Source organism: Streptomyces sp. NPDC047130 (assembly GCF_040643475.1).
In the GTDB taxonomy this organism is placed as follows: Bacteria; Actinomycetota; Actinomycetes; order Streptomycetales; family Streptomycetaceae; genus Streptomyces.
The window spans coordinates 216,662-242,794 of the sequence record NZ_JBEYUK010000001.1 but is presented as its reverse complement, the minus strand read 5'-3'; the positions used below and the strand labels follow the sequence as shown (position 1 = coordinate 242,794).

At 74.6% G+C, this 26,133-nt stretch carries 17 protein-coding genes and 1 riboswitch; of the genes, 7 read left to right on the top strand and 10 right to left on the bottom strand.

The annotated features are described in order from the left end of the window. Nucleotides 1-190 precede the first annotated feature (190 nt). The 5 genes from ABZ836_RS01100 to ABZ836_RS01080 all read right to left on the bottom strand — a co-directional run bounded on the left by ABZ836_RS01100 (nucleotide 191) and on the right by ABZ836_RS01080 (nucleotide 8,120). Complete coding sequence (locus ABZ836_RS01100) at nucleotides 191-1,705, bottom strand: hypothetical protein (RefSeq protein ID WP_356128834.1); 1,515 nt, start codon at nucleotides 1,703-1,705, stop codon at nucleotides 191-193. Nucleotides 1,706-1,875: 170 nt separating this feature from the next. Further along, nucleotides 1,876-3,207 (bottom strand): hypothetical protein, encoded by a 1,332-nt coding sequence (locus ABZ836_RS01095; RefSeq protein WP_361138183.1) that lies wholly within the window; start codon nucleotides 3,205-3,207, stop codon nucleotides 1,876-1,878. Between the two features lie 163 nt (nucleotides 3,208-3,370). Beyond that, nucleotides 3,371-4,594, bottom strand: a complete 1,224-nt coding sequence (locus ABZ836_RS01090) for a VWA domain-containing protein (protein WP_361138181.1) — start codon at nucleotides 4,592-4,594, stop codon at nucleotides 3,371-3,373. After that, a complete protein-coding gene (locus ABZ836_RS01085; RefSeq protein WP_361138179.1) occupies nucleotides 4,591-6,969 on the bottom strand; it encodes a DUF5682 family protein in 2,379 nt (792 codons plus the stop codon). The genes ABZ836_RS01090 and ABZ836_RS01085 overlap by 4 nt, the downstream gene beginning before the upstream one ends. Beyond that, on the bottom strand, nucleotides 6,966-8,120 hold the full coding sequence (locus ABZ836_RS01080; RefSeq protein ID WP_356128824.1) for an AAA family ATPase: 1,155 nt from the start codon (nucleotides 8,118-8,120) through the stop codon (nucleotides 6,966-6,968). The genes ABZ836_RS01085 and ABZ836_RS01080 overlap by 4 nt, the downstream gene beginning before the upstream one ends. Before the next feature lie 145 nt (nucleotides 8,121-8,265). Between ABZ836_RS01080 and ABZ836_RS01075 the strand changes: the two genes are divergently transcribed. Together ABZ836_RS01075 and ABZ836_RS01070 are read left to right on the top strand one after the other, a co-directional pair. Beyond that, nucleotides 8,266-9,612, top strand: coding sequence for an SWIM zinc finger family protein (locus ABZ836_RS01075; RefSeq protein ID WP_361138176.1), 1,347 nt, complete (start codon nucleotides 8,266-8,268; stop codon nucleotides 9,610-9,612). A gap of 97 nt (nucleotides 9,613-9,709) precedes the next feature. Next, entirely contained in the window at nucleotides 9,710-11,308 is a 1,599-nt protein-coding gene (locus tag ABZ836_RS01070) for a DUF5691 domain-containing protein (protein WP_361138174.1), read from the top strand. A gap of 623 nt (nucleotides 11,309-11,931) precedes the next feature. Here ABZ836_RS01070 and ABZ836_RS01065 read toward each other — a convergent pair. Continuing rightward, nucleotides 11,932-12,348 carry a cobalamin B12-binding domain-containing protein gene (locus ABZ836_RS01065; RefSeq protein ID WP_356128815.1) on the bottom strand — a complete coding sequence of 139 codons (417 nt, stop codon included), beginning with the start codon at nucleotides 12,346-12,348 and terminating at the stop codon, nucleotides 11,932-11,934. Nucleotides 12,349-12,835: 487 nt separating this feature from the next. On the opposite strand from ABZ836_RS01065, the gene ABZ836_RS01060 reads away from it, so the two are divergent. After that, complete coding sequence (locus ABZ836_RS01060) at nucleotides 12,836-14,278, top strand: M23 family metallopeptidase (protein ID WP_356128812.1); 1,443 nt, start codon at nucleotides 12,836-12,838, stop codon at nucleotides 14,276-14,278. Nucleotides 14,279-14,415: 137 nt separating this feature from the next. On the opposite strand, the gene pcrA is transcribed toward ABZ836_RS01060, so the two are convergent. Further along, a complete protein-coding gene (gene pcrA, locus ABZ836_RS01055) occupies nucleotides 14,416-16,920 on the bottom strand; it encodes a DNA helicase PcrA (RefSeq protein ID WP_356128809.1) in 2,505 nt (834 codons plus the stop codon). 289 nt (nucleotides 16,921-17,209) lie between these two features. Here pcrA and guaA point away from each other — a divergent pair, with 289 nt between their 5' ends. The 3 genes from guaA to ABZ836_RS01040 all read left to right on the top strand — a co-directional run bounded on the left by guaA (nucleotide 17,210) and on the right by ABZ836_RS01040 (nucleotide 21,941). After that, complete coding sequence (gene guaA / locus ABZ836_RS01050; RefSeq protein ID WP_361138171.1) at nucleotides 17,210-18,799, top strand: glutamine-hydrolyzing GMP synthase; 1,590 nt, start codon at nucleotides 17,210-17,212, stop codon at nucleotides 18,797-18,799. A 277-nt stretch (nucleotides 18,800-19,076) separates the two neighbouring features. Further along, entirely contained in the window at nucleotides 19,077-20,360 is a 1,284-nt protein-coding gene (locus tag ABZ836_RS01045; RefSeq protein ID WP_356129208.1) for a hypothetical protein, read from the top strand. Nucleotides 20,361-20,622: 262 nt separating this feature from the next. Beyond that, a riboswitch (cyclic di-AMP (ydaO/yuaA leader) is annotated at nucleotides 20,623-20,780 on the top strand. A 6-nt stretch (nucleotides 20,781-20,786) separates the two neighbouring features. Further along, nucleotides 20,787-21,941, top strand: coding sequence for an NlpC/P60 family protein (locus ABZ836_RS01040; RefSeq protein ID WP_361138169.1), 1,155 nt, complete (start codon nucleotides 20,787-20,789; stop codon nucleotides 21,939-21,941). A gap of 113 nt (nucleotides 21,942-22,054) precedes the next feature. On the opposite strand, the gene ABZ836_RS01035 is transcribed toward ABZ836_RS01040, so the two are convergent. Further along, the gene (locus ABZ836_RS01035) at nucleotides 22,055-22,408 is read right to left on the bottom strand and encodes a hypothetical protein (protein ID WP_356128800.1); all 354 of its coding nucleotides are present in this window, start codon (nucleotides 22,406-22,408) and stop codon (nucleotides 22,055-22,057) included. A 378-nt stretch (nucleotides 22,409-22,786) separates the two neighbouring features. Between ABZ836_RS01035 and ABZ836_RS01030 the strand changes: the two genes are divergently transcribed. Then, complete coding sequence (locus ABZ836_RS01030) at nucleotides 22,787-23,869, top strand: NlpC/P60 family protein (RefSeq protein WP_361138522.1); 1,083 nt, start codon at nucleotides 22,787-22,789, stop codon at nucleotides 23,867-23,869. 131 nt (nucleotides 23,870-24,000) lie between these two features. On the opposite strand, the gene ABZ836_RS01025 is transcribed toward ABZ836_RS01030, so the two are convergent. Beyond that, the gene (locus ABZ836_RS01025; RefSeq protein ID WP_356128799.1) at nucleotides 24,001-24,738 is read right to left on the bottom strand and encodes a response regulator transcription factor; all 738 of its coding nucleotides are present in this window, start codon (nucleotides 24,736-24,738) and stop codon (nucleotides 24,001-24,003) included. Further along, nucleotides 24,735-26,027 (bottom strand): PspC domain-containing protein, encoded by a 1,293-nt coding sequence (locus ABZ836_RS01020; protein WP_361138167.1) that lies wholly within the window; start codon nucleotides 26,025-26,027, stop codon nucleotides 24,735-24,737. The genes ABZ836_RS01025 and ABZ836_RS01020 overlap by 4 nt, the downstream gene beginning before the upstream one ends. Nucleotides 26,028-26,133 lie beyond the last annotated feature (106 nt).

Below are 26,133 nucleotides of genomic sequence, written 5' to 3'. Positions count from 1 at the left end.
CGTCCGGCAGGTTATCCCCGCCACCCGCGAGGGCTCTAATTCGGGCATCACACATGAGCGGTGATACCGGTCACATGTTGTCGCAGGTGATCACGGGTTTTCACCCGTTCGGCCCCGCTCGACCGACCTCACCGGACCGGGGCCCGGTCCGGTGAGGTCGGCCCGTGATCAGCAGATGATCTGCCGACGATCAGCCGAAGTACGGGTACGCGGGGTGGTGCGGGGCGACCTCGCCGACGGCGCCGTGGGCGGTGCCGTGGGTGACGTCGCGGATGGCGCCGTGGATGGCGCCGTGGATGGCGCCGTGGGTGACGTCGTGGGCGCCGTCCACCGCGTCTCCGGCGGTGCCGGTCACGCCCCCGGAGACCTCGGCGGCGGCGCCGTGCGCCAGGCCGGTGGCCTCGGCGGTGGCGCCCCGGGCGAAGGCGCCGGCCTCACCGGTCACCCCGAAGGCGAGCGGCGCGGCCTCCGCGGCCACGGTCCGGACCGTGCCGTCGGCGGTGGCCGCCACCCCGTACGCGGTGGCGTCGACGGCGCCCGCCGCTCCGTGGGCAGCGGGGGCGACGGCGCCGTGCAGGCCGTGGCCGACGGCGGTGACGGTGCCGTCGGTGCGCCGGACGGCGGTGCCCGCGGCGTCCCGCACCTCGCCGGCCGCCGGGGCCGCCGTCGCGTGGACCGCGCCGACCGTGTCGTACGCGGTGCCCGCCACCTGCCGGAGGGCCCCGTCGGCGGCGCCGTGCACGCCGTACAGGGCGTCGGCGGCGGTGGCGTCGACCCGCTCCACCAGCGGCACGGCCGTGGCGCTGACGTCCTGGACGGCTCCGGCGGCGGTCGCGTCGGCCCGGTCGACCGCCGGGGCGACGGCGGGGGCGACCGCGCCGACCGCGGCGTCGGCGGTGCCGGTCACGCCGTGGACGGTCCGCGGCACCTCGCCGACGACCGCCCGGGCGAACGGGGCGGCGTGGTCGGCCACCCCCTGGGCGAGCGCCGGCACCTGGTCCGCGAGGCGGGCCACGAACGGCCGGACCAGCCCGGTGGTGCCGGTCGCGAGGTCACCGGCGTCGGCCAGGGACCGCTCCGCGACCGGGACGACGCCGTGCACCGCGGCTCCCGCGGCGGGCGGCAGCACGGCCTCCCCGGGGTCGGTGGCGACGTCGCCCACGACCCTGGTGGCGTACGGGGCCACGTCCTGGACGAGACCGCCGGCGACCGGCCGCACCCCGTCAACCGTGTGCCCCACAACCCCACCCAGGTGGGTGACAACGGTGGTGGCTCCGGTGACGGCCCGGCCGGCGACGGCCGCGGTCCGGCCGACCGTGCCGTCCACGGCGGGCCGAGCCCCGTCCACAGCGGTGTGCGCCACCGGCGGGACGGCGTCCGCGACCGCGCCGTCCACCACCTCACCGGTGCCGGTGACGGTCGCGGAGCGGGCCTCCGCCAGGTCGGGTGCGAAGTCCTCCAGGGGGCCGAAGAGGTAGTCGACCTCGGGCACGGTGTCCTCGGGCACGGGGAGTTCCTGCCGGACGGTGGCGAGATCTGCCTCCGGCTCGGACCCGGCCTCGGCGGCGTCCTCGACGGGCAGGTCGAGCAGGGTCAGGGAGGTGGTGGCGGGCAGCTCGTCGGCCGAGGCGGTGGCCGTGCCGAGCGCCCAGGCGCCGGTGACGCCGGCGGCTATCGCGATGGAGCGACGGAGGTTCTTGTTCATGAGGTGCTGCGGATCCTTCGGATCGTGAGCGTTCCGAGGCGTCGAAGGACGATCGGAAGACTGAAGACGTTCCCGTACCGGACGCACCGGGTGAACCGGAACGCGTCCGGACAGGCGGGCAGACCTGTTCCGCCCCCGCGCGGCAGGTCATGGCGGGGGAAGGGCCTGCCTCAGCCGGGGAAGACGGGAACGTCGCGGTGCCGGTCGCGGATCCCCGCCGCGTCGTCGGACACGGCGGCACCGGCGCTCAGCCGCAGGGGCGGCCGGGCGTCGAGGGTGACGGCGTGGGTGTCGCCGTTGCGGGACGGCCCGTTGTCGGCCGACGCGCTACCGACCGGCACGGGGAACGGGTCACCGGCGGGCGACCGGTCGTCGGGGAACGGCACGGTCCGGGCGGCCGCGCGGTGGGCGTCCCCGCCCACGCCCTGACCGGAGAGGTCCGCGGTCCACGGCCGGAGCCCCGGGCCCTGCTCCGTCCCGCCCGCGGGGCGCGGCGTCCCGGCCACGGTTTCCCGTGCCGAGCCGTCACCCGCCGGGGCGACGGGGGCGGCCGGTACCACCGGCGCGGCCGGTGCCGGGAGGCCGGGAAGGCCGGGGAGCGTCGGCAGCCCCGGAAGGCCAGGCAGTCCCGGCAGTTCCCGCAGTCCCGACAGTTCCGGAAGGCCCGGTAGTTCCGGCAGCGCGGGCAGCGCGGGCAGCCGGGACGGGTCGGACACCACCGGCAACGTCGCCAGCGCCGACAGCGCCCCCGACGGGGGCAGCTCGGTGAGCCCAGGGAGTCCGGTCCGGTCGGACAAGGCGCTCAGGCCCGGCAGGCCAACAGCCCAGGGCGCCCGGGGCAGATCGGCCGTACCCGGCACCGCGGTCGGCGCGGGTGCCACGGGAGGCGCGGGCGGCACGGGAGGCACGGGAGGCACGGGCGGCACGGGCGGCACGGGAGGCACGGGAGGCACGGGCGGCGCGGTCGGCGCGGGCGGCACGGGAAGGTTCGGCGCCGCGGGGCGAGCGGCGGTCCGCGAGGCGGCGGCAGGGGTCGGCTGCACCCGGTTCGACGACGGGCCGACCACGGACGGCGGCCCCTCCGAACCGGTACCGACGCCGCTCGCAGGCGGCGTCTCCCGTTCGGCCGCCGCCCGGGACGGCGCCTGGACCGCCTCGCCCGCGGTGGACCCGACCCGCCCCTGCGTCACCTGCCGCGCGGTCGTGCCGCCCGCCTCCGCCACCGTGGCCGCGTCGCCGCCCGGGACCGACACGGCGTCAGCCTCCGCACGGGCGGCACCGGCGACGGTGTCCTCGGCGAGCCCGACCAAACGCTCCGTCACGGTCCGCACCGACGGGTCGCCCTCGCCGGTGAGCCGCTCCGCCGCCCCCGCCCGCTCCCCGAAGAGCAGACCGAGCGCGAACAGGCCGACCACCAGCACCGCCAGGCACAGCGCACGACGCCCGGCCGCCCCGCGCGCGGCGCGCGGAACGGTCCCGGCGAAGGACGCTGGCGAGTTCAAGGGGAAGGGAATCCTCCGTGCGGCAACGGATGGCGGGTGCGGGGGCGCGTGCGGCGGCGGCAGCGACGGATTTCGGCCACGCCCACGGCGCACCGATCCTCGCACGCGCCTCCCGCGGCCACGCAAGCCCCCTGTCAGGGTTGCGCGGTGATGTCCCGTTGCCTCACGCCGTGTCCGGTATCGGCAACGGCCGCTTCTCCAGCGCCGCCGCCATCACCTCGGGGAACAGGTCCGGCGTGCAGGCGAACGCGGGCGCCCCGAGCGCGCCCAGCGCCGCCGCGTGGTCGCGGTCGTAGGCCGGGGCGCCCTCGTCGGAGAGCGCCAGCAGCGCCACGAACTGCACGCCCGCCGCCTTCATCGCCGCGACCCGCTTGAGCATCTCGTCGCGGATGCCGCCCTCGTAGAGGTCGCTGATCAGCACCACCACCGTCTCCGACGGCCGGGTGATCTGCGACTGGCAGTAGGCGAGCGCGCGGTTGATGTCCGTGCCGCCGCCCAGCTGGGTGCCGAAGAGGACGTCGACCGGGTCGTCGAGCTGGTCCGTCAGGTCGACCACGGCGGTGTCGAAGACCACCAGCCGGGTCGCTATGGACCGCATGGAGGCCAGCACCGCCCCGAAGACGGAGGCGTAGACGACCGACGCGGCCATCGAGCCGGACTGGTCGATGCAGAGCACGACCTCCTTCTTCACCGCCTGGGAGGCCCGCCCGTAACCGATCAGCCGCTCCGGCACGACGGTGTTGTACTCGGGCAGGTAGTTCTTCAGGTTGGCCGCGATGGTGCGGTTCCAGTCGATGTCGTGGTGGCGCGGCCGGCTCACCTTGGCGCTGCGGTCCAGCGCTCCGGTGAGGGTGGCCCGGGTGCGCGAGGCGAGCCGCTTCTCCAGGTCCTCGACGACCTTGCGCACCACCGCGCGGGCGGTCTCCTTGGTGGTCTCCGGCATCGCCCGGTTGAGCGACAGCAGGGTGCCGACCAGATGGACGTCCGGCTGCACCGCCTCCAGCATCTCGGGCTCCAGCAGCAGCGAGGCCAGCCCGAGGCGGTCGATGGCGTCCTTCTGCATCACCTGGACGACGGAGGACGGGAAGTACGTCCGGATGTCGCCCAGCCACCGCGCCACCGACGGCGCCGAGCCGCCGAGCCCCGCCGAACGCTCGCCGCCGCGCGGACGGCCGGAGCCGCGCGCGCCCTGCTCGCCGTTGCCGTAGAGCGCGGCGAGGGCGGCGTCCATCGCCGCGTCCCGGCCGGTGAGGCCGTAGCCGGTGCCGTCGGCGCGGTCGCCGCCGAGCACCAGACGCCAGCGCCGCAGCCGCTCCGCGTCCGCGTCGGGCGCCGGGGCGGATGCCGGCCCGGGCGCCGGGGCGGTCGTGGTCGGGGATGTGGTCATGCCGCTGCCTCCACGAGGTCGTCGGGGTGAGGGCCGGGGGCCGGGTCGAGGCCCAGCAGCAGCCGGACCACGGGCAGGACGGCGTCGGCACGGGCCGTGTCGAGGCCCTCTCCGAAGCCGAGGGCGGACACCGCCGCCGTCCCCCCGCCGCCGGCCGACGGTCCGCGCCGGACCAGTTCGCCCAGGCTGCGGCGGACTCCCGGCTCGTAGGCGGAGAAGGTGCGGCGCAGCAGCGGCAGGACGTCGGTGAACGCCTCGGCCGGTACGCCGGTGAGCCAGGCGTCGACCAGGCCGAGCAGCCGCTCGTCGTGGACCAGCAGGAGTCCGCCGGAGCCGCCGCCCACGAAGCCTTCGATCCAGGCCGCCGCGTCGGCGGGCCCGGTGCCGGGCGACAGGACCAGGCCCATCCGCCGCGCGGCCTCGTCGGTGTCCAGCGAGCCGTCGTCGAGCAGGAGCCGCACCGAGCGGCCGCGGAGCACGCCGGGGACGGTGTCCCGTCCGGCGAGCTTGCGCAGCACCCCGTGCCAGCGGGTGCGCAGTCCTTCCGGGTCGACGGCGGGGACACCGCCGAGGAGCCCCACCGCGGTGTGCACCGCGTCGACGTGACGGCGCATCTCGTCGGCCGCGTCGGTGTCGAGCGCCGAGCAGGCCGGCGGCAGGCCGACGCATATCCGCTCGGCGAGCCCGGCGGCGACCCCGGCGAGCGCCCCGGTGTCGGTGCCGCGCACGTCGCCGTAGCGCAGGGTGCGCACCAGCGCGGGCAGGGCGGCCGCCAGGTGGGCGACGTCGGTGTCGAGCGCGGCCCGGTCGGCGAGGGCCCGCATCACCGTGGGCAGGGCGTCGGGGAGGTCGGCGAGCAGGCACCGTTCGGCGAGAGCGGTGATCTCGGCGAGGGCGGTGGCGTCCCGGGCGTCGGACTCGGCCCTGGCGGTGGCGGCGGAGAGCACGGTGGTGCCCCACACCCCGGCCTCCGCCACCCGGACCGCCAGCTCCGGCTCCCAGCGCAGCCGCCAGGTCTCCCGGAAGGTCCCGGTGCCGCCCCGCGCGGAGACGGGTTCGCCCCAGGGGACGGAGAGGAGGCGGAGCCGGTGCAGCAGGCGGCTGCGGGCGGCGTCGTTCTCCTTGCGCAGGTCCAGCTCGAGTTCCCGCTCGAGTGCCTCGGGCTTGAGGCGCAGGGTCCGCTGCTGCCGCTCCAGGTCCCGCCGCAGCGGCACCGAGGGCGTGGCGGACGGCACCTCGCCGAGCACGTCGCCGACGATCAGCCGGTCGCGGACCAGCTCCAGCGGCACGTCGGAGCCCTCGCACATCACCGCGCGCACCGCGTCGACGGTCTCGCCGAGACCGGGCAGCGGGCGGCCGCGCATCACCGCGAGGGTCTCGGCGAGCCGGACCGCCTCGATGACGTGGGCGGAGGAGACGCCCAGGTCCTCGTCGCGCAGCAGGCCGGCGACCTTGGTCATCCAGCGTTCCACCGGGCGGTCGGGGGCGGAGAAGAGGTGCCCGTACCAGCCCGGGGAGTCGATGCCGGCGCCGTAGCCGCTGAACCGGGAGAGCCGGCGGTGTGTCCAGGGCACCCAGGTCATCTCCGTCTTCACCTTGGGCAGGCCCTTGAGCAGGGCGCGGTCGGCGGTGACGGTGCTCCTCTCCCGCAGCGCGGGCACGTGCCAGGCGCCGCAGACCACGGCGACGTGGTCCCCGAACTCCTTGCGGGCGGCACGGAGCTGGAGGCGCATGTACGCCTCGCGGACCGGATCGCGGTCGTGTCCGCCGGTGCCGTACGCCTCGCGGAGGGCTCCCATCGCCTCCTCGACGGCGGCGAACGGCGCCAGCGGGTCCTCCCCGGCGCCGCGGTGTTCGACGACGTCCTCCCACCAGCGCTCCGGGTCGTCGTACCCGGCGGCGTCCGCCAGCACGGCGAGCGGGTCGACCCGCGGGTCAGGGGCACCGGCCCCGGCGTCCTCCTCGCCGTCGGCGGCGCCGCCTTCGCCCGCGGGAGCCGCGACCGGGTCCGCGTCCGGGGGCGCCGCCTCCTCCTCGCCCCGCAGGGCGAGGACATGGGTGGCGGGCAGGTCCACGAACCGGACCGGGACGTCGTTCTCCACGGCCCAGCGCAGGGCCACCCACTCCGGGGAGAACTCGGCCAGCGGCCAGAACGCGGAGCGTCCCGGCTCGTCGACCGCGTGGGCGAGCAGGGCGACCGGCGGCCTCATCTCCTCGTCGCCGACCAGCGGTACGAGGGCGTCGGCCTCGGGCGGCCCCTCGATCAGGACCGCCCGGGGCCCGGTCGCCTCCAGGGCCGCCCGTACCGCGCGGGCGGAGCCCGGCCCGTGGTGCCGCACCCCGAGCAGCAGCGGCAGCGCCTGGGCGCCGGTCATGCCGACACCTCCCGGCAGGCGCGGTAGAAGTCCTTCCAGCCGTCCCGCTCGCGGACCACCGTCTCCAGGTACTCCTGCCAGATCACCCGGTCGGCGGCCGGGTCGCGGACCACGGCGCCCAGGATGCCGGCGGCCACGTCACCGGGGCGCAGGACGCCGTCGCCGAAGTGCGCGGCGAGCGCCAGGCCGTTGGTGACCACCGAGATGGCCTCCGCGGTGGAGAGCGTGCCGCTGGGCGACTTGAGCTTGGTGCGCCCGTCGGTGGTGAGCCCGTCGCGCAGCTCGCGGAAGACCGTGACGACCCGGCGGATCTCGTCGATGCCGTCGGGCGCCTGCGGCAGGTCCAGGGAGCGGCCGAGCTGGTCGACCCGGCGGGAGACGATCTCCACCTCCGCCTCCGGGCTGTCCGGCAGCGGCAGCACCACCGTGTTGAAGCGGCGGCGCAGCGCGCTGGACAGGTCGTTGACCCCGCGGTCGCGGTCGTTGGCGGTGGCTATCAGGTTGAAGCCGCGCACCGCCTGGACCTCCTGGCCGAGCTCCGGTATCGGGAGCGTCTTCTCGGACAGGATGGTGATCAGGGTGTCCTGGACGTCGGCGGGGATGCGGGTGAGCTCCTCGACGCGGGCGATCATTCCCTCGCCCATGGCCCGCATCACCGGGCTCGGCACCAGCGCGTCGCGGCTGGGGCCGTGGGCCAACAGCTGTGCGTAGTTCCACCCGTAGCGGATGGCCTCCTCCGGCGTGCCGGCGGTGCCCTGGACGAGGAGCGTCGAGTCGCCGCTCACGGCGGCCGCCAGGTGCTCGGAGACCCAGGTCTTGGCCGTGCCCGGGACACCGAGCAGCAGCAGGGCGCGGTCGGTGGCGAGCGTGGTGACGGCCACCTCGACGATGCGGCGCGGGCCGACGTACTTCGGCGTGATCACCGTGCCGTCGTCGAGCGTGCCGCCCAGCAGGTAGGTGGCGACGGCCCACGGCGACATCTTCCAGCGGGCAGGGCGGGGGCGGTCGTCGGCGGCCGCCAGCGCCCTCAGTTCGTGGGCGAACGCGTCCTCGGCGTGCGGCCGCAGCGCCTGCTCGGCGTTTGCGCCGTTCGCGGGCGCGGGGTCGTCGGAACGCTCGGTGACGGACGTCGGGTCGATGGACACAGACATGGCTGAGGCCCCCTCCAGCTCGGCCGGTTCGGATCTGGTGACCACCTTGCACGACGCCACTGACAATCGGTCATGACCTGCGGGGACGGCAGCCTTCGAGCCGTCCCGGCGAGCATTGTCAGTGCCGGGCCCTACCGTCGTACACATGACTCAGCAGGGGGTGCGCTGGAGCGCGGAACAAGTGCTGGCACTGGCGCCTGACGCGGCGTCACGCAAAGCCGGCAGCAAACTCGCCGCGTCCGGACCGTGGTCCGGCACGGGCTGCGGCGACGAGGGGACGGTGTGGGGGCTCTGCAAGGGAAGCGGCAGCAAGCCCTATCAGACGATCGTGGACATGGCGGACCCGGCGGCGCCCGCCTACAGGTGCAGCTGTCCGAGCCGCAAGTTCCCCTGCAAGCACGCCCTGGGGCTGCTGCTGCTGTGGGCCGCCGACCCGGCGGCCGTCCCGGACGGACAGCAGTCTCCGGACTGGGCGGCGCAGTGGCTGGACGGCCGGCGGCAGCGGGCCGACCGCAAGGAGACGGCCGCGACCGACGGGGGTACCGCCGACGCGGAGGCGGCGCGCAAGCGCGCCGAGCGCCGCGCCCAGCGCATCGACGCGGGCGCCGTGGAGCTGGAGAGACGACTCGCCGACCTGCTGCGGACCGGCCTGGCCGGCGCGGAGCAGGCCGGGTACGCGCTCTGGGAGGAGACGGCGGCCCGGATGGTCGACGCCCAGGCGCCCGGACTGGCCGCGCGGGTGCGGGAGCTGGGGGCGATACCCGGCTCCGGCCCCGGCTGGCCGGTGCGGCTGCTGGAGGAGTGCGCCCTGCTCCACACGCTGGTCCAGGGCTGGCTGCGCCGCGACCGCCTCCCCGCCGAACTGGCCGCCACGGTCCGCTCCCGGGTGGGCCTGACCGGTTCGGCGGAGGGGCCCGCGGTCCGCGACCGGTGGCTGGTGCTCGCCCAGTACGACACGGCCGACGCCCGGCTGACCACCCGCCGCATATGGGTGCACGGCGAGGAGAGCGGCCGGACGGCGCTGCTCCTCTCCTACGGCGCCGCCGGCCGCGCCCCGGAACTGGTGCTGCCGACGGGGCTGGTCCTCGACGCCGAACTCTCCTCCTATCCGGGGTCCGGCCGGCCGAGGGCGGCGCTGGAGAAGCAGTTCGCCGCCCCGGCCCCGAGCACGCTGCGCCCACCGGGCCTCACCACGGCGGAGGCCGCCGCCCGGTACGGCGACGCGCTGTGCCACGACCCCTGGCTGGACTCCGCCCCGGTGACGCTGGAGGCCGTCACCCCGGTCCCGCAGGCCGAGGGCTGGCAGCTGGCCGACTCCGCGGGCGGCGCCGTGCCCGTCACCGGGTCGGCCTCCCCCGGCCCAGGCTTCTGGCGGCTGGTCTCCCTCTCCGGCGGCGCCCCGCTGCGCGTCTTCGGCGAGTACGGCCACCGCGGCTTCACCCCGCTCACCGCCTGGCCCGCCGGCCCCGGCGAGCCGGTGACGGTCCGATGACCGGCACCGCCCACCGGCCCGCCCGTCGCCACCGCGGCCACGGTCGTCTCCGCGGCCACGGTCGCCTCCGTCGCCTCACCGAAGGGACGCTCCCCTCATGACTGCCACCGCCTCCGCCTGGGAGGACCTGGTCACCACCGCCCTGCTGGGCACCGAGCGCCGCCCGCCGTCCGTTCCGCCGGAGGGGCGGGAGGCGCCGATCGCCCTGCTGGACGAGGCCGCGCAGCAGACGCTGCGCCGGAGGGCCGGGCTCCGCCCCGCCCAGGCCGGGCCCCTCCCCCGCCCCGCGCCCGAGGACCCCCGGCCCCCTCTGCCGCCGGCCGCGGCCCGCCGGCTCTCCCTGCTGCTCACCGCACGCCCCGGCAGCGGGGGCGGCGGGCGCCGCGGCACCACTCCCGACCTGGTGGAACTGCTGCCGCAGTGGCTGACCCTGGCCGACGAGCGCGGGTACGCCGCGCCGCCGGAGGCGCTGCCCGCCCTCCTGGAGGCCGCCCGCAGCCGCACCGATCTGCGGCCCGCGGTGCTCTCCTTCGCCGGGCCGCGGGCGCTCTGGCTGGCCGGGCTCAATCCGGAGTGGCGCTTCGCGCTGCGCGCCGCACCGGGAGGCAGCGGCAGGCTGCCCGCCGCCACCGATCCGGAGGGCGCACGGCAGCTCTGGGAGGAGGGCCTGTTCGCCGAGCGGGTCGCCCTGCTGACCTCCTTGCGCGGCCAGGATCCGGCCGCCGCCCGCGCGCTGCTGGAGTCCACCTGGACGACCGAGCGCGCGGAGGACCGGCTGAGGTTCCTCGACTCGCTGCGGGCCGGGCTGTGCGCGGAGGACGAGCCGTTCCTGGAGCGGGCGCTCGGCGACCGCAGCCGCAACGTGCGGGCCACCGCCGCGGAACTGCTGTCGGCGCTGCCGGGGTCCGCCCTGTCCCTGCGGATGGCGGCGCGGGCCACCACCTGCGTGGCCCTGGACCGCACGGGCGCGGAACCGTGCGTCGTCGTCGAGGCGCCGCACGCCTGCGACGCGGAGATGGAGCGCGACGGCGTGGTCGCCAAGGCGCCGAACGGACGCGGCGAACGCTCCTGGTGGCTGGGCCAGCTCGTCGAGGCCACGCCCCTGGCGACCTGGCCGGAGCGGCTGGGCGGGCTCGCGCCCGAGGAGATCGTGGCCCTCGAGGTGGCCGACGGCTGGGAGGGCGAACTCCACGCTGCCTGGTGCCGGGCGGCCGTCCGGCAAGGTGACGCCGCCTGGGCCCGCGCCCTGCTCGGCTCCCCCTCCGCGCCGGAGGCCGCCGGCCCGGGCGCGGTCGGTCCGGCCCAGCGGGCCAAGCTGCTCACCACCCTCGCCGACGGGGAACGCGCCACCTGGGTGGCGGAGTTCATCGCCGCGCACGGACTGTCCGAGGCCTTCCAGCTGCTCGGCGTGTGTGCGGTGCCGTGGTCGGCGCCGCTGGGGCGGGCCGTGGTGGACGCCCTGGACATCGCACGGGACGCCGGGAGCTACCCGTGGAGCTTCAGCGGGGTGATGGGCCTGGCGGAGCGCTGCCTGGACCCGGCCGAGGCCACCCGCCTCGCGCCCCTGACCGCCACCCCCGCCGACGGCGAGGACACGGCGCCGGGGGCCGGCGGCTACTGGTCGGAGGCCTTCCAGCGCCTCGACAGCACCCTCCGCCTCCGCGCCACCATGGCCGAGGAACTGGGCGCGACCTGACGGGCCGTCGACCGCGACGGGGCGGGACGGGAAGGGGGCCGCGCGGCCTGCCTGCACCGGGGTGGGCGCACCCGGTGCGGCGGAAGGCTCACTCACCAGGGCATCGGCTGCCCCGGGAGGCAGCGTCTCGACCGACGCACCGGCCGGACGGGACACCGGCCTGTCCGCGCCGCCGGACCGGTGTCGAGCGGCGCGCACGCAGGGCGTGCCGCTCCCCGCGGACGCCAGGAGCGGCGGTGCGGCGCCGGCGGCCAGGCACCGCGGCGAGTGGTCCGCGGGCCCGCGGGTGACGCAGCAGCGGCCCCGCACCGCGCACCGGCCTCCGCCGCCCAGCCCTAGCCATCGCCGACGCCGGCCGGCGCGCTCCGCTCAGGTCCGGCGCAAGCGCGTGCCCTTCGGGGGAACGGCACGAAACCAGGCGGGTGGAGAGGTCGGCCGTCCGGTGCCGTGCCGTCGCACCGGACGGCCCGACCGGTCAGGAGGAGGGCCGGCTCGGCACGCCGGCCCGGCAACCCCGGCAACCCCGGCAACCGCCACGCTCCCCGCAACGGCGCCCGGGCAACAGCCCTGGCGACGCACCGTACAACCGTATTAAGGGGAGCCGGCCGCCGCCCGACGCCCGGTCAGGCCTGCGCGCCCTCGCGGACGTTGGCGCGGACCCAGTCGACGACCGCCTGCGTCGGCGCGCCGGGCGTGAAGATCTCGGCGACACCCTTCTCCTTGAGCGGAGCGATGTCGGCCTCGGGGATGATCCCGCCGCCGAACACCAGGATGTCGGCCGCGTCCCGCTCCTTGAGCAGGTCGATCACCTTGGCGAACAGCGTGTTGTGCGCACCGGAGAGGATGGACAGGCCGATCGCGTCGGCGTCCTCCTGGATCGCGGTGTCCACGATCTGCTCGGGGGTCTGGTGGAGGCCCGTGTAGATGACCTCCATGCCCGCGTCACGCAGGGCACGCGCGATGACCTTGGCCCCACGATCGTGACCGTCCAGTCCCGGCTTGGCTACGACCACACGGATCGGACCGACTGCCACACCCATCAACGCCTCCATCAACCGACTCAAGCCCGCCGCACCGGCCGGGGAAGTGAACGCACGTTATCCACAGCATCCCTCAGCCGTCAGTCGCACGGTGAAGAGGGAGGGCAACATCACACGGCCACCCGCTCGACCGGCCCTCGAACACGCCCGGCGGCCCCTGCCACGGGCCTCCGACACGCCGGTCCCACGAGCACCGACAGGGCACTCGGGGGACAGGAGAACCGCCGGTCGGCGTGACCCTGGCACAGGCAATCGGCTCGTTCACCCCAAAACGGTGCCGCAGACCTCGAACGCTTGCCGAACACATCCCCAAGGACACGCCCGAGGAACACCGAAACAGGCCCTCCTGTCCCATTGGTGCCTGCACTATGGCCACCGAAGATTGTCCAGTCCGCATACCGCCGGGTACAGTCGCCGCACTGCTCTGGCAGCCCCTGTCGTCGAGGCGAAAGAGAAGTTGGTGGACGAGCGTCACCCGTCGGGGAGCATGACGACCCCGGCCCCGGCCTCCGACTCGTCGTCGGCGCCATATCCGGCGTACGGCGCGTCCGAGCCCTACTACGCGGACTTCACCCCGTACGACGCCCAGGCCTCCCAGGACTACGGCACCGGGTCCTACGAGACGCATACCCACCCCGGCGGTGGATACGACACGGGTTCCTACGACACGCTGTCCGGCTCCTACGACGCCGGTTCCTATCCGAGCGGTTCCTACGACACGACCGGCTGGACCGATCCGTCGATGACGGCGCAGTACACCGGTGACGGCTACGGCTCGAACTCCTCCTACGACAGCGGTCAGTGGGACATGGGCGCGCAGTACGACGCCTACGCAGCCCAGTTCTACGCGGAGCAGCACTACGCCGCCCAGGAGACCGGGACGTCCGACACCGACGCCTGGGGCAGCGGTGACCAGTACTCCGCCGAGCTCCCCGAGCAGGCGACCGGCGGGCACGAGAGCACCGGGCAGTGGAACTGGAACGAGCAGGACACCGAGACCGGCGCCTACGACGCCACCGCCTGGAACTCCGCGGAGGGCGGCGACGCCCACGACACGCCGGAGCCCGCCGACGGCCGGCGTGAGGACGCGGACGGCGAGGACCGCGACCGGATCGGAGGCCACGACGACCGGCCCGACGACCGGCCGCACCACCTGGACGACCAGGACGAGGCGCTGCCGTACGTCCCCCGGTCCGCTTCCCGCGGACGCCGCCGCACCCCCGCCCGCAGGTCCGCCCTGCTGACCGTCGCGGTGCCCTCGGTCTGCGTGATGGGCGTGGCCGGTGTCGCCGCCGCCTCGGTGGGCGGCGCCGCCGAGGAGACCACCACCCAGGCCGCGTCCGACGCCCAGCCGGTGAAACCCTCCGTCGCCAACGACAAGGTCTCCGCGCAGTTCAGCGAAGTGACCGTGGCCGCCGCCGACTTCGGTGACCGCGCCAGCCGTGAGCAGGAGCGGATCGACCTCGAGGCCCAGCGCGAGGCCGAGATCAGGAAGGCCGCGGAGGAGGCCGCCAAGAAGGAGCGGCTGCGCCCCAAGTTCGCCAGCCCGGTCTCCCAGCACGGTCTCAGCGCCTACTACGGCGCGGCGGGCGTCAACTGGATGTCGGTGCACACCGGCATCGACTTCCCGGTCTCCTACGGCACGCCGGTGCTGGCCGCGACCGACGGGGTGGTCCGCACCCAGTACAACAGCGCGTACGGCAACATGATGATCGTGACGGCCAAGGACGGCACGGAGACCTGGTACTGCCACCTCTCCACGTACAAGCTGGCCGACGGCACGGCCGTGAAGGCCGGCGACACCATCGCCTACTCGGGCAACTCGGGCAACTCCACCGGCCCGCACCTCCACTTCGAGGTCCGCCCCGGCGGCGGTGGCGCGGTCGACCCCCTGGCCTGGCTCCGCAGCCACGGCATCGACCCGACCTGACGGCCGAGCGGTAACCCTCCGCCACCGACGCGGCAGCACCCTCGACCACCACCGAAACAGCCCCTCCGCCACCGCGCCACGGGCCGCCACCCCCGGGCCGCCGCGGCGACGGCGGCGTGCCGTCGCCGCGGGCCCCGCTACAGCTTCTCGACCGGCGCGTACCGCAGCAGCAACCGCTTCGGGCTGCCGTCCCCGAAGTCGATCGTGGCCTGCGCCTTGTCGCCCGCCCCGGCCACGCCGACCACCGTGCCGAGACCGAACTGGTCGTGGGTGACCCGGTCGCCGACGGACAGGTCGACCACCGGCTTCTCCCCCGCCCGCCGCGTGGCGAAGCCGGAACCGCCCGCGGCCGAGGAACGGGCCCGCGAGGACGACAGCGAAGCCGCGACGCCCGCCGCGGGGCCGCTGCCGAAGCCGCCGCCCGAGGACGAGCCGCCCTTGCGCTTCCAGTCGACGTGCCCGTCCGGGATCTCGTCCAGGAACCGCGACGCCGGGTTGTACGACGGCTGCCCCCACGCACTGCGCAGTTCGGCGCGCGTCAGGTACAGCCGCTCACGGGCGCGGGTGATGCCGACGTAGGCGAGCCGCCGCTCCTCCTCGAGTTCCTTGGTCTGGCTCAGCGCCCGCATGTGCGGGAAGACGCCTTCCTCCATGCCGGTCAGGAAGACCACCGGGAACTCCAGGCCCTTGGCGGTGTGCAGCGTCATCAGCGTGATGACGCCGTCGCCGTCCTCCTCGTCCGGGATCTGGTCGGAGTCGGCGACCAGCGCGACCCGCTCCAGGAAGTCGGCGAGCGTGGATCCGCCCTCGGCCTCCGCGGTCTCCTGCTCGAACTCGAGGGCGACCGCGGCGAGCTCCTGGAGGTTCTCGATCCGCGTCTCGTCCTGCGGGTCGGTGGACGCCTGCAGCTCGGCGAGGTAGCCGGTCCGCTCCAGCACGGCCTCCAGGACCGTCGCCGGGCCGGCGCCGGACTCCACCACCGTGCGCAGGTCCTCCATCAGCGTGTTGAACCGCTTGACCGCGTTCGTCGAGCGGGCCGCCATGCCGTACGCCTCGTCGACGCGGACCAGCGCCTGCGGGAAGCTGATCCGCTCCCGCCGCGCCAGCGCCTCGATCATCGCCTCGGCCCGGTCGCCGATGCCCCGCTTGGGCACGTTGAGGATGCGGCGCAGCGGCACCGCGTCCTCCGGGTTGGCCAGCACGCGCAGGTAGGAGAGGACGTCCCGGACCTCCTTGCGCTCGTAGAAGCGCACGCCGCCGACGACCTTGTAGGGCAGCCCGACCCGGATGAAGACCTCTTCGAAGACACGGGACTGCGCGTTGGTCCGGTAGAACACCGCGACGTCGCCCGGCTTGGCGTCGCCGGCGTCGGTGAGGCGGTCTATCTCGTCGGCGACGAACTGCGCCTCGTCGTGCTCGGACGGCGCGACGTAGCCGGTGATCCTGGCGCCCGCGCCGGCGTTGGTCCACAGGTTCTTGGGCCTGCGGGACTCGTTGCGCTCGATGACCGCGTTGGCGGCGCTCAGGATGGTCTGCGTGGAGCGGTAGTTCTGCTCCAGCAGGATCGTCGTGGCGTTCGGGTAGTCCTCCTCGAAGTCGAGGATGTTGCGGATGGTCGCCCCGCGGAACGCGTAGATCGACTGGTCGGCGTCGCCCACCACGCACAGCTCGGCCGGCGGCACGTCCTCCGGGGCGGGCGGCACGTCCTCGTCGTGCGTCTCCGATGCCCCGCCCACCAGCTCACGGACCAGCGCGTACTGGGCGTGGTTGGTGTCCTGGTACTCGTCGACCATGACGTGCCGGAAGCGGCGTCGGTAGCTCTCCGCCACGTCCGGGAAGGCGCGGAACAGGTTGACCGTCGTCATGATCAGGTCGTCGAAGTCCAGGGCGTTCGCCTCGCGGAGGCGGGACTGGTACATCGCGTAGGCCTGGGCAAGGGTCTTCTCGAACCCGTCGGTCGCCTGGGCGGCGAAGTCCTCCTCGTCGATCAGCTCGTTCTTCAGGTTGGAGATCTTCGCGCTGAACGACTTGGGCGGGAACCGCTTCGGGTCCAGGTCCAGGTCGCGGCAGACCAGCGCCATCAGGCGCTTGCTGTCGGCGGCGTCGTAGATCGAGAAGGACGAGGTGAAGCCGAGGCGCTTGCTCTCCCGGCGCAGGATGCGCACGCAGGCGCTGTGGAACGTCATCACCCACATCGCGGAGGCGCGCGGGCCCACCAGCTGCTCGACGCGCTCCTTCATCTCCCCGGCCGCCTTGTTGGTGAAGGTGATGGCGAGGATCTGGCCGGGGTGGACGCCGCGCTCGGCGAGCAGGTAGGCGATGCGGTGGGTCAGCACCCGGGTCTTGCCGGAGCCGGCTCCGGCCACGATGAGCAGCGGGGACCCGGCGTGCCGCACGGCGGCGCGCTGGTTCTCGTTCAGCCCGTCCAGCAGGGCGGCGCCGCTCAGCGCGGGGCGCGGGGCGCCGTCCCGGTAGTAGGCGTCCCGGGCGGGCGGCACGTCGAAGCGGCCCGCGAACAGGTCGTCCGGGATCGGCTCCGGAGGGTATTCGCCGTGCTCCTCGTCGGGCGGCGGCGGGGCCTCGTCGTGGGCCGGAGGGGCCTGGAGGCTCGCCAGGTAGCTTTCGTCAAAGAGGCTGCTCATCGCCCTCCGAGTCTAGGTGCCCGGACCGACACCCGTGGCCGGTGGACGAAACCGCCCCCGAACCGTTGCACGGGCGCCCCGGCGCGTCCCGATGTCGCGCCCCGGTGTGTCCGGGTGCGACGCCCCTGCGCGTCCGGGTGTCGCACCACCGGCCCGTCCCGGTGTGACGAAGGTCCCGCCCCGGGGCCTGCCGCGAGGGCCCGGGGCGGCCCGCCGGCGGGCACGGCGTTCTCCGCACACCGGTAGAATTGGGCGGACAGACCCACACCCTGACGCCGGAAGGCCCCCCGTGTCATCAGCGCCCACCGCTGCGTCCGCCGCCCCCGACACCGTCCTGGTCGTCGACTTCGGTGCGCAGTACGCCCAGCTCATCGCCCGCCGCGTCCGCGAGGCCCGGGTCTACAGCGAGATCGTGCCGAGCACCATGCCGGTCGAGGAGATCCTCGCCAAGAACCCGGCGGCGATCATCCTCTCCGGCGGCCCCTCGTCCGTGTACGAGCCGGGCGCGCCGACCCTGGACCGCGCCCTCTTCGAGGCCGGCGTCCCCGTCTTCGGCATGTGCTACGGCTTCCAGCTGATGGCGCAGACCCTGGGCGGTCAGGTCGACAACACGGGCGCCCGTGAGTACGGCCGCACCCAGCTCCACGTGAGCCGGTCGGGCTCCACCCTCTTCGAGGGCACCCCGGACGAGCAGCCGGTGTGGATGTCGCACGGCGACGCCTGCTCCGCCGCCCCCGAGGGCTTCGAGGTCACGGCCTCCACCGACGTCGTGCCGGTCGCCGCCTTCGAGAACGACGCCAAGAAGCTGTACGGCGTGCAGTACCACCCCGAGGTGATGCACTCCACGTTCGGCCAGCAGATCCTCGAGCACTTCCTGTACCGGGGCGCGGGCATCAGCCCGACCTGGACCACCGGCAACGTCATCGACGAGCAGGTCGCCGCGATCCGCGAGATGGTCGGCACCAAGCGCGCCATCTGCGGCCTGTCCGGCGGCGTCGACTCCGCGGTCGCCGCGGCGCTCGTCCAGAAGGCCATCGGCAACCAGCTGACCTGCGTCTACGTCGACCACGGCCTGATGCGCAAGGGCGAGACCGAGCAGGTCGAGAAGGACTTCGTGGCCGCCACCGGCGTGGAGCTCAAGGTCGTCGACGCCGAGGAGCGGTTCCTGACCGCGCTCGCTGGCGTCAGCGACCCGGAGGAGAAGCGCAAGATCATCGGCCGGGAGTTCATCCGCGTCTTCGAGCAGGCGCAGGCCGAGATCGTCGCCGAGGCGCCGGGCGACCAGCCCGTCGAGTTCCTCGTCCAGGGCACCCTGTACCCGGACGTCGTCGAGTCCGGCGGCGGCACCGGCACGGCCAACATCAAGTCCCACCACAACGTGGGCGGCCTGCCGGAGGACCTCGAGTTCAAGCTGATCGAGCCGCTGCGCCAGCTGTTCAAGGACGAGGTCCGGATGGTCGGCCAGGAACTCGGCCTGCCGGAGGAGATCGTCCAGCGCCAGCCCTTCCCGGGCCCCGGCCTCGGCATCCGCATCGTCGGCGAGGTCACCAAGGAGCGCCTGGACCTGCTGCGCGAGGCCGACGCCATCGCCCGCGAGGAGCTCACCGCGGCCGGCCAGGACAGCAAGATCTGGCAGTGCCCGGTGGTCCTGCTCGCGGACGTCCGCAGCGTGGGCGTCCAGGGCGACGGCCGCACCTACGGCCACCCGATCGTGCTGCGCCCGGTCTCGTCCGAGGACGCCATGACGGCCGACTGGTCGCGCCTGCCGTACGAGGTGCTGGAGCGGATCTCCACCCGCATCACCAACGAGGTGCGGGACGTCAACCGCGTCGTGCTGGACGTCACCTCCAAGCCGCCGGGCACCATCGAGTGGGAGTGACCTCTCCCACCACCGCGTGACGAAGGGCGCCGTCCGGTCTTCCGGACGGCGCCCTTCGCCGTCGCCGGGAAACGGGCCGAAAATGTTGGGCCGCGACCGAGACCCGCAGGGCGCCGGAACGGTTGTGAAGGGAGAGGCCGAGACGCGCCCCCCGCTCCCGGTGGACCCCGCGGCGCAGCGGGCCCCGTGGACCGGACGGGGTGGGCGGTACGGCACAATTCCCCTACGCGGCAGGCGAGTTGCCGCTGTGACGATCGTTGCGGAAGGCGGACACGGCGTGGCGGTGCAGGAGGCGCGGCAGGGCGCCGACGCGGCGAAGGACACCCATGGGGGCGGCTGCACGTGCGGGGACTGTCCGCACGGCGCCCGGGCGGGACACCGGAAGGCCGTGGCGGCCTTCCTCCACCAGCGGGACGAGTACGCCGCCGGGAAGGGACTGCCCGCCGCGGTCGCCCACTCGGCCTCCGCCTCGCGGCAGTGGGTCTCCGACGAGCTCACCCAGTCCGCCGCGGAAGTCGCCGAGCGCAGCCGGGCCGAGGGCCAGGCCTGGCTGGCGCGGCTGTGGCGGGTCACGCTCTACGCCGTGTGGGGAGCGGTGCTGCTGCTCCTGCTGGTGCAGGCGCTCACCGCGATCGGGGCCGGGTGGACGCCGGCCCGCACGGCGGGGCTGCTCGCGGCCCTGGTGACGGCCGCCGCGCTGTCCGCCGCCTCCTGGTACCACCGAGCGCGCGGCGGCGTGCTCGCGCCGGTGATCGGCGAGGACAACCGCCTCTCCACCTCGCGCGCGGTGGCCGTCGCGTGGGTGCTGTTCACCGCCTTCGCCGTGCTCACCCTGGCCGGCCAGCTGGCCGCCGCCTCCGGGCACCGGGAGCGTGACGCGCTGATCGCGGGCCTCGACCTGGCGCGCGGGGCGGGCGTGGTGACGGTGCTGGCCGTGGTGTGCGCCATCGCGGTGCTGGTCCGCCGGGTGGTGAGCCTGCGGGTGCAGGGGCAGCGGCTGCAGAAGGTGCGCGCGCACCGGCCCCGCGCGGCGGACCTGCTGACCGACGACTCCGGGCGCGGCAGCTTCGCCGACATCCAGTACGTCGTGATCTCCGCGGTGGCGCTGGTCTTCGGCCTGGTCCGGCTGGCCCGCAAACCGGAGCAGCTGCCCGACCTGCCGTGGGGGCTGGCCGTGGTGGTGCTGATCTCGGCGGCGACCTACCTGGCCGGCAAGTACGCGGAGGGCGGCCGTCCGGTCGTGCTCTCCGTGGTGCGGGCCCGGGAGGCGGGAGACCTCGACGGGCCGATCCGCACCGGCGACGACATCGAGATCCGCGGGGCGGGCTTCGTGCCGCCGGGGGCGCAGGGCGCGGACCGGCTGTCGCGGATGGTCGTCCGGATAGGAGCGGTCAACGTCCACGTTCCGCTGGTGCCGGTGGCGGGCGGTTTCAGCAACCCGTCCGACACGGTGCTGACGGTGCCGGTGCCCGCCGATGTCGAGCCCGGCCGCGTCGAGGTCCAGGTCGTCACCGCGGCCGGTCTCGAGACCAACCGGGTGGTCGTCGACGTCACCGAGTGACCCTCCGCGTCCGCACGGCACCTCCTTGCGGAGCCACCGCCCGGGAGGGGCGGGGCGTGGCGAGGAGTGGCGAGGAGAGGCGTGGAGTGGCGAGGAGAGGCGTGACTACCACGAGCTGCCTGGGTGTGACGGAGCGCCACGCTCGGGCCAAGGTCACGAAAACGTATCGGGCATATCGCACACCGTCCTTCACACGGACCCCACGGGTTGGCTAACGTGCCGCGCGGGCCGTCCGACCCCGACCGGCGAACCTCGCCGGTCCGTGCGGCCCCCGCCGAGTCCGGCCCCGCGCCGGAGCCGGGGACCCGCACGCGCCACCTGGGGTGAATCGTTCCGGCCCCGCCGGACCGTAGGGCAACCCTTCCGGAACCGCCGCCCGAACCCGACAGCTAACCCGGTAGGCGGGAGACGGAAGGAGTCGCCGCCTTGGCGTCACACCGAAAACCCCGCCCTGCGGGCCTGCTCGCGGGCATACGCACCCCCGCCCTGGCGACCGTCGCCCTCACCTCCGTGGCCCTGCTGAGCCAGACCGCCCAGGCCGCCCCGTCCGACCGCCCCAGCCTCGCAGAGGTCCAGGAGAAGGTCGACGCCCTCTACCGCCAGGCCGAGGCCGCGACCGAGAAGTACAACTCCGCCAAGGAGCAGAGCGAGGCCCGGCGCAAGGAGCTCGACACGCTGCTCGACGAGGTCGCCGAGCGCACCGACGAGCTGAACGAGGCCCGCGAGAAGCTCGGTTCGTACGCCGCCGCCCAGTACCGCTCCGGCACCGCGCTCCCCGACACCGCCACCTTCCTCCTCGCCGAGGCCCCCGAGGACTACTTCGGCCAGGCCCAGCTGATGGACCGCCTGACCGCCCGCCAGCAGGAGGCGGTCGACGAGTTCGTGGAGCGCCAGGCCGCCACCGCCGAGAAGCGGCAGGAGGCCTCCGAGAGCATGGAGACCCTGAGCTCCTCCGAGGAGGAGCTCCGCACCAGCAAGGCGACCGTCCAGAAGAAGCTGAGCGACGCCCGCGAACTGCTGGCCGAGCTGACCGCCGAGGAGAAGGCGCGGCTCGCCGCGATCGAGCGGAAGAAGGAGGAGGAGGCCCGCCGCAAGGCGGAGGAGCTGGCACGGCAGCAGGCCGCCGAGGAGAAGGCCCGCCAGGAGGCGGCGGCCGAGGAGGCCGCCGAGGAGGGATCCACCGGCGGCGACACCGGATCCGGCGGCTCCACCGACGCGTCCGCCTCGCAGGGCCGGAAGGCGGTCGCGTTCGCGGAGGCCCGGATCGGCCTCCCCTACGTGTGGGGCGCGACCGGCCCGGACTCCTACGACTGCTCGGGCCTCACCCAGGCCGCCTGGAAGGCCGCCGGCGTGGACCTGCCGCGCACCACCTACGACCAGGTGAACGCCGGCACCACCGTCCCGGTCTCCCAGGCGCAGCCGGGCGACCTGGTCTTCTTCTACGACGACGTCACCCACGTGGGCGTCTACATCGGCGACGGCATGATGATCCACGCTCCGAAGCCGGGCACGAACGTCCGCGAGGAGTCGATCTACTACGACGGCGAGGGTTCCATCCACAGCGTCGTGCGCCCCTCCTGACCGGTCCGGCCCCCGGCGGCCCGCACGACGGCCCGCCCCATGCCCCGGGGACGCGCGACGGCCCGCACGCTCCAGGCGTGCGGGCCGTCGCGGTACGCGTCACGGACGCGGCGTCACGTCCACAGCACCGCGATGAAGACGTTGACCGTCGTCAGCGCCCCCACCAGGGCGAACTGCCCCTTCGACACCCGCTCCTCGTCGCGCTTCACGTAGACCAGGCCGAGGATCACGATCAGCAGCAGCAGCTTGATGCCGATCTTGATGTGGTTGACCGAGGCGCCCTGGGCCTCGTTGAGGCCCACCAGGACGATGCCGGTGACCAGCATGGTGAGGGCGCCGTGCAGCATGCCCGGGGTGAAGCGGGCGGTGCCCTGACCGATGGCCTTCATCTGGTGGAAGAAACCGCCGAGCAGCGCGGCGATACCGATGATGTGAAGGCCGACGAAGATGTGCAGGAGTACGTCCATGCCGGGGAGCCTAGCCACCGCCCGCGGCGCCGCACGCGGCGGGCCGCCGCGTAACGCCCCTCCCGCCCCACCCGCCCCGGACATGCGCAAACGGTCGTGACGGCACAGCAATCCGTCATCACCGGAACGCCACACCACTCCCTCGGACACCCGGTGACTCTTTGGAGTCATCTCCGCACAAACCGTTACCGGATGGTGACCTACCGGATTAGCGTCCTCCCCCAGGTGACCGGCTCCCCCGCCTGTCGTCCCGACCGGACGGCGTCGGCCACCCCATCGAAGGTCCGGCGGCGGCCCGCCTCCCCTGTGCGGGCCGCCGCCGGATGTGTGACCGTCCCGCCAGTGGGGCGGGACGTACGGAAGGACGTGGACTCCAACGTGGCATCGCACCGCAAACCCTCACAGCACCGGAGCGGCGGCAGGGCACGCACCCTGCTCACCGCGGTACTCGCGGGAGCGGCGGCCTCGGCGGGACTCGAGGGAGTCGGACACGCGGCGCCGAAGCCGACGCCGGAACAGGTCAGGGAAGAGGTCGACCAGCTGTACCGGGAGGCCGAGGCGGCCACCGAGAAGTACAACGGCGCCAAGGAGAGGACCCGGGCCGCCGAACGCCGGGTGGACCAGCTGCAGGACGAGGCAGCCCGGCGGGCCGAGGAGCTGAACGAGGCGCGTGAGGCACTGGGCTCGGCCGCCGCCGCCCAGTACCGCTCGGGGAACGGTCTCGACCCCACCATGCAGCTGGCACTCTCCTCCGACCCCGACCGCTTCCTGCGGGACGCGGGCTTCGCCCAGCGCGCCGGCGACCTCCAGGCCACGGAGATCGCCTCCGTGTCGCAGCAGATCCGCGAGCTCGACGAGGTGCGGGACGACGCCCGGACCGAGCTGGAGCGACTGCGCGACCAGCAGGAGCGGGCCGAGCGGCACAAGCGGACCGTCACCGGGAAGCTGGAGAAGGCCCGCCGGCTGCTCTCCCGGCTGACCGCCGAGGAACGCGCCCGCCTCGCGGAGACGTCGGGCGGCGGCGCGGAAGCGTCACCGGGACGGGGCGGCGGGTCCTCCGGCACGCAGGCCACCGGCGCCCAGGCCACCGGCGGCAGGATCGCCGCGCCCGACTCCCGCGCCGCGGCCGCCATCGCCTACGCCCAGCGGAAGCTGGGCAGCCCGTACGTCTGGGGCGCCACCGGGCCCAACGCCTTCGACTGCTCGGGACTGATCCAGGCCGCCTACCGCTCCGCGGGTGTCTCCCTGCCCCGCACCACCTACGCCCAGATCGACGCGGGGCGGCGCGTGTCCCGTTCCCAGCTCCGCCCGGGCGACCTGGTGTTCTTCTACCCCGGCGTCACCCATGTGGGCATGTACATCGGCCAGGGCAGGATGATCCACGCGCCGAATCCCTCGGCCCCGGTCCGGATCGCCCCCATCGACGAGATGCCCTTCGCCGGGGCGACCCGCGTGGTCTGAGCGGGAACCTGATCGCTCGGAGCGGGGCGGGACGGGACGGGGAGCGGCAGGACGGGGAGCGGCAGGACAGGGAGGGGCGGGACGGGGAGGGGCGGGACGGGGAAGCGAGAGGCGGCGGGGTCGGCCCGCCGTCAGACCAGGCGTCGGGCCGTGGCCCAGCGGGTCAGCTCGTGCCGGTTGGAGAGCTGGAGCTTGCGCAGGACCGCCGAGACGTGCGACTCCACCGTCTTCACCGAGATGAAGAGCTGCTTGGCGATCTCCTTGTAGGCGTAGCCGCGGGCGATCAGCCGGAGCACCTCCCGCTCCCGCTGGGTGAGCCGGTCCAGGTCCTCGTCCACCGGCGGCGCGTCGGTGGAGGCGAAGGCGTCCAGGACGAAGCCGGCCAGCCGGGGCGAGAACACCGCGTCGCCCTCCTGGACCCGGAAGACCGAGTCGACCAGGTCCGACCCGGTGATCGTCTTGGTGACGTATCCGCGGGCGCCGCCGCGGATGACGCCGATCACGTCCTCCGCGGCGTCGGAGACCGAGAGGGCGAGGAAGCGGACCGGCTGCTCCGGGTCGGAGGCGAGTCCCGCACACCGGCGCAGCACCTCGACGCCGCCGCCGCCCGGCAGGTGGACGTCGAGCAGCACGACCTCGGGCCGCGTGGCGGTGATCACCGTGACCGCCTGGTCGACGTCGGCGGCCTCCCCGACCACCTCCACGCCGGTGCGCTGCGTCTCGCCGATCTCGGCGCGCACCCCCGTGCGGAACATGCGGTGGTCGTCGACGAGCACGACCCTCACCCGGCGTCCGGCACCCGGCTCGCCGCCCGTGCCCGCCTCGATGCCCGTGCCCTCGGGGCCGGTGGCTCCGGTCGCGTCGCTCATGACGTCCTCTCCGCCCTCTCCATCTCCAGCTCGACCTCGGTGCCCCCGTCGGGGGCGGCCCGCACACGGGCCGTGCCGCCGTTGCGTTCCATGCGGCCGATGATCGACTCCCGGACACCCATCCGGTCGGCGGGTATCGCGTCCAGGTCGAAGCCGGGGCCGCGGTCGCGGACGGACACGAACACCGTCCTCCCCTCCACCTCGGCGTAGACCTGGACCGGCCCGCCGTCGCCACCGTACTTGGCGGCGTTCACCATGGCCTCCCGCGCGGCCTGGATCTGGGCGGCCAGTTTCTCGTCGAGCGGGCAGTCGCCCACCACCACCACCTCGATGGGGACACCGTGTTTGTCCTCCACCTCGGCGGCGGTGCTCCGGACCGCCTCGGCGAGCGTCTCCGGCTCGGCCTCCTCCTCCTTGCCGGAGCCCTCCGGCCGGTACAGCCAGGCCCGCAGCTCGCGCTCCTGGGCCCGGGCCAGCCGGCGGACCTCGCCGGGGCTGTCGGCGTTGCGCTGGATCAGCGTCAGCGTGTGCAGCACCGAGTCGTGGACGTGGGCGGCCACCTCGGCGCGTTCCTGCGCGCGGATGCGCATCAGCCGTTCCGTGGAGAGGTCCTGGGTCATCCGCACCAGGTAAGGGCCGGCGAGCAGGGCCACGCCGACCAGGACGGCCAGCGCGGCCTGCAGCACCGACCCGAGATGGGCGGCCGAGCCCTGCAGGACGAACATCCCCGAGACGCCGGCCGTCACCAGCAGGACACCCGCCGCGGCGCGGGCCAGCGTCACCGTGCGGCGACGGCGGCCGACCTCCACCCAGCGGGCCCGCCGCGCGTTGTCCGCCTGACGCCACACCAGGGCCACACCGGCCGCGACCAGCACCGCGGGCCACAGGTAGGCCCGCGTCCCGCCGCCGAGGTCCACACTGCCCACGAAGACCAGCGCGACCACGACCATCAGCAACAGCGCGACCAACTGCCCCCGGTCGGGCTTGCGCGCCACCAGTCGGCGCGGCGAGGCCGCCCCGGACGCCGACGCGGTCTGCTGCTTCCTGCCGTCCGCCGCCCCGACACCGCCGACACCCAGCGGGACGAAGAACCAGAACGCCGCGTACAGCAGCGCGCCCAGCCCCTGCGCCATGAACAGGCCCACGAAGGCCAGGCGGAGCCAGGCCACGGGCAGGCCGAGATGCCCGGCGAGCCCCCGCGCCACGCCCCCGAGCCAGCGTCCGTCGCCGCTGCGGTAGAGCTTGCGCGGCGGCCGCTGTTCGTCGAGTACTGCTGCGGCTTCCGGCATGCCACGATCGTCACACGCCGCGCCCTCCGGGTCATCAGGGTCCGCCCCCGAGAGGACCCTGATCCCCACCCCGGCGTGCCTCGAACAGTTCCCCTCCGGGACGCGG

Excerpts from the sequence above, each read along its gene's own strand:
- ABZ836_RS01100 (WP_356128834.1), bottom strand. The coding sequence starts at position 1,705 with ATGAACAAGAACCTCCGTCGCTCCATCGCGATAGCCGCCGGCGTCACC.
- ABZ836_RS01090 (WP_361138181.1), bottom strand. The coding sequence starts at position 4,594 with ATGACCACATCCCCGACCACGACCGCCCCGGCGCCCGGGCCGGCATCC.
- ABZ836_RS01085 (WP_361138179.1), bottom strand. The coding sequence starts at position 6,969 with ATGACCGGCGCCCAGGCGCTGCCGCTGCTGCTCGGGGTGCGGCACCAC.
- ABZ836_RS01080 (WP_356128824.1), bottom strand. The coding sequence starts at position 8,120 with ATGTCTGTGTCCATCGACCCGACGTCCGTCACCGAGCGTTCCGACGAC.
- ABZ836_RS01075 (WP_361138176.1), top strand. The coding sequence starts at position 8,266 with ATGACTCAGCAGGGGGTGCGCTGGAGCGCGGAACAAGTGCTGGCACTG.
- ABZ836_RS01070 (WP_361138174.1), top strand. The coding sequence starts at position 9,710 with ATGACTGCCACCGCCTCCGCCTGGGAGGACCTGGTCACCACCGCCCTG.
- ABZ836_RS01065 (WP_356128815.1), bottom strand. The coding sequence starts at position 12,348 with ATGGGTGTGGCAGTCGGTCCGATCCGTGTGGTCGTAGCCAAGCCGGGA.
- ABZ836_RS01060 (WP_356128812.1), top strand. The coding sequence starts at position 12,836 with ATGACGACCCCGGCCCCGGCCTCCGACTCGTCGTCGGCGCCATATCCG.
- pcrA (WP_356128809.1), bottom strand. The coding sequence starts at position 16,920 with ATGAGCAGCCTCTTTGACGAAAGCTACCTGGCGAGCCTCCAGGCCCCT.
- ABZ836_RS01035 (WP_356128800.1), bottom strand. The coding sequence starts at position 22,408 with ATGGACGTACTCCTGCACATCTTCGTCGGCCTTCACATCATCGGTATC.
- ABZ836_RS01025 (WP_356128799.1), bottom strand. The coding sequence starts at position 24,738 with ATGAGCGACGCGACCGGAGCCACCGGCCCCGAGGGCACGGGCATCGAG.
- ABZ836_RS01020 (WP_361138167.1), bottom strand. The coding sequence starts at position 26,027 with ATGCCGGAAGCCGCAGCAGTACTCGACGAACAGCGGCCGCCGCGCAAG.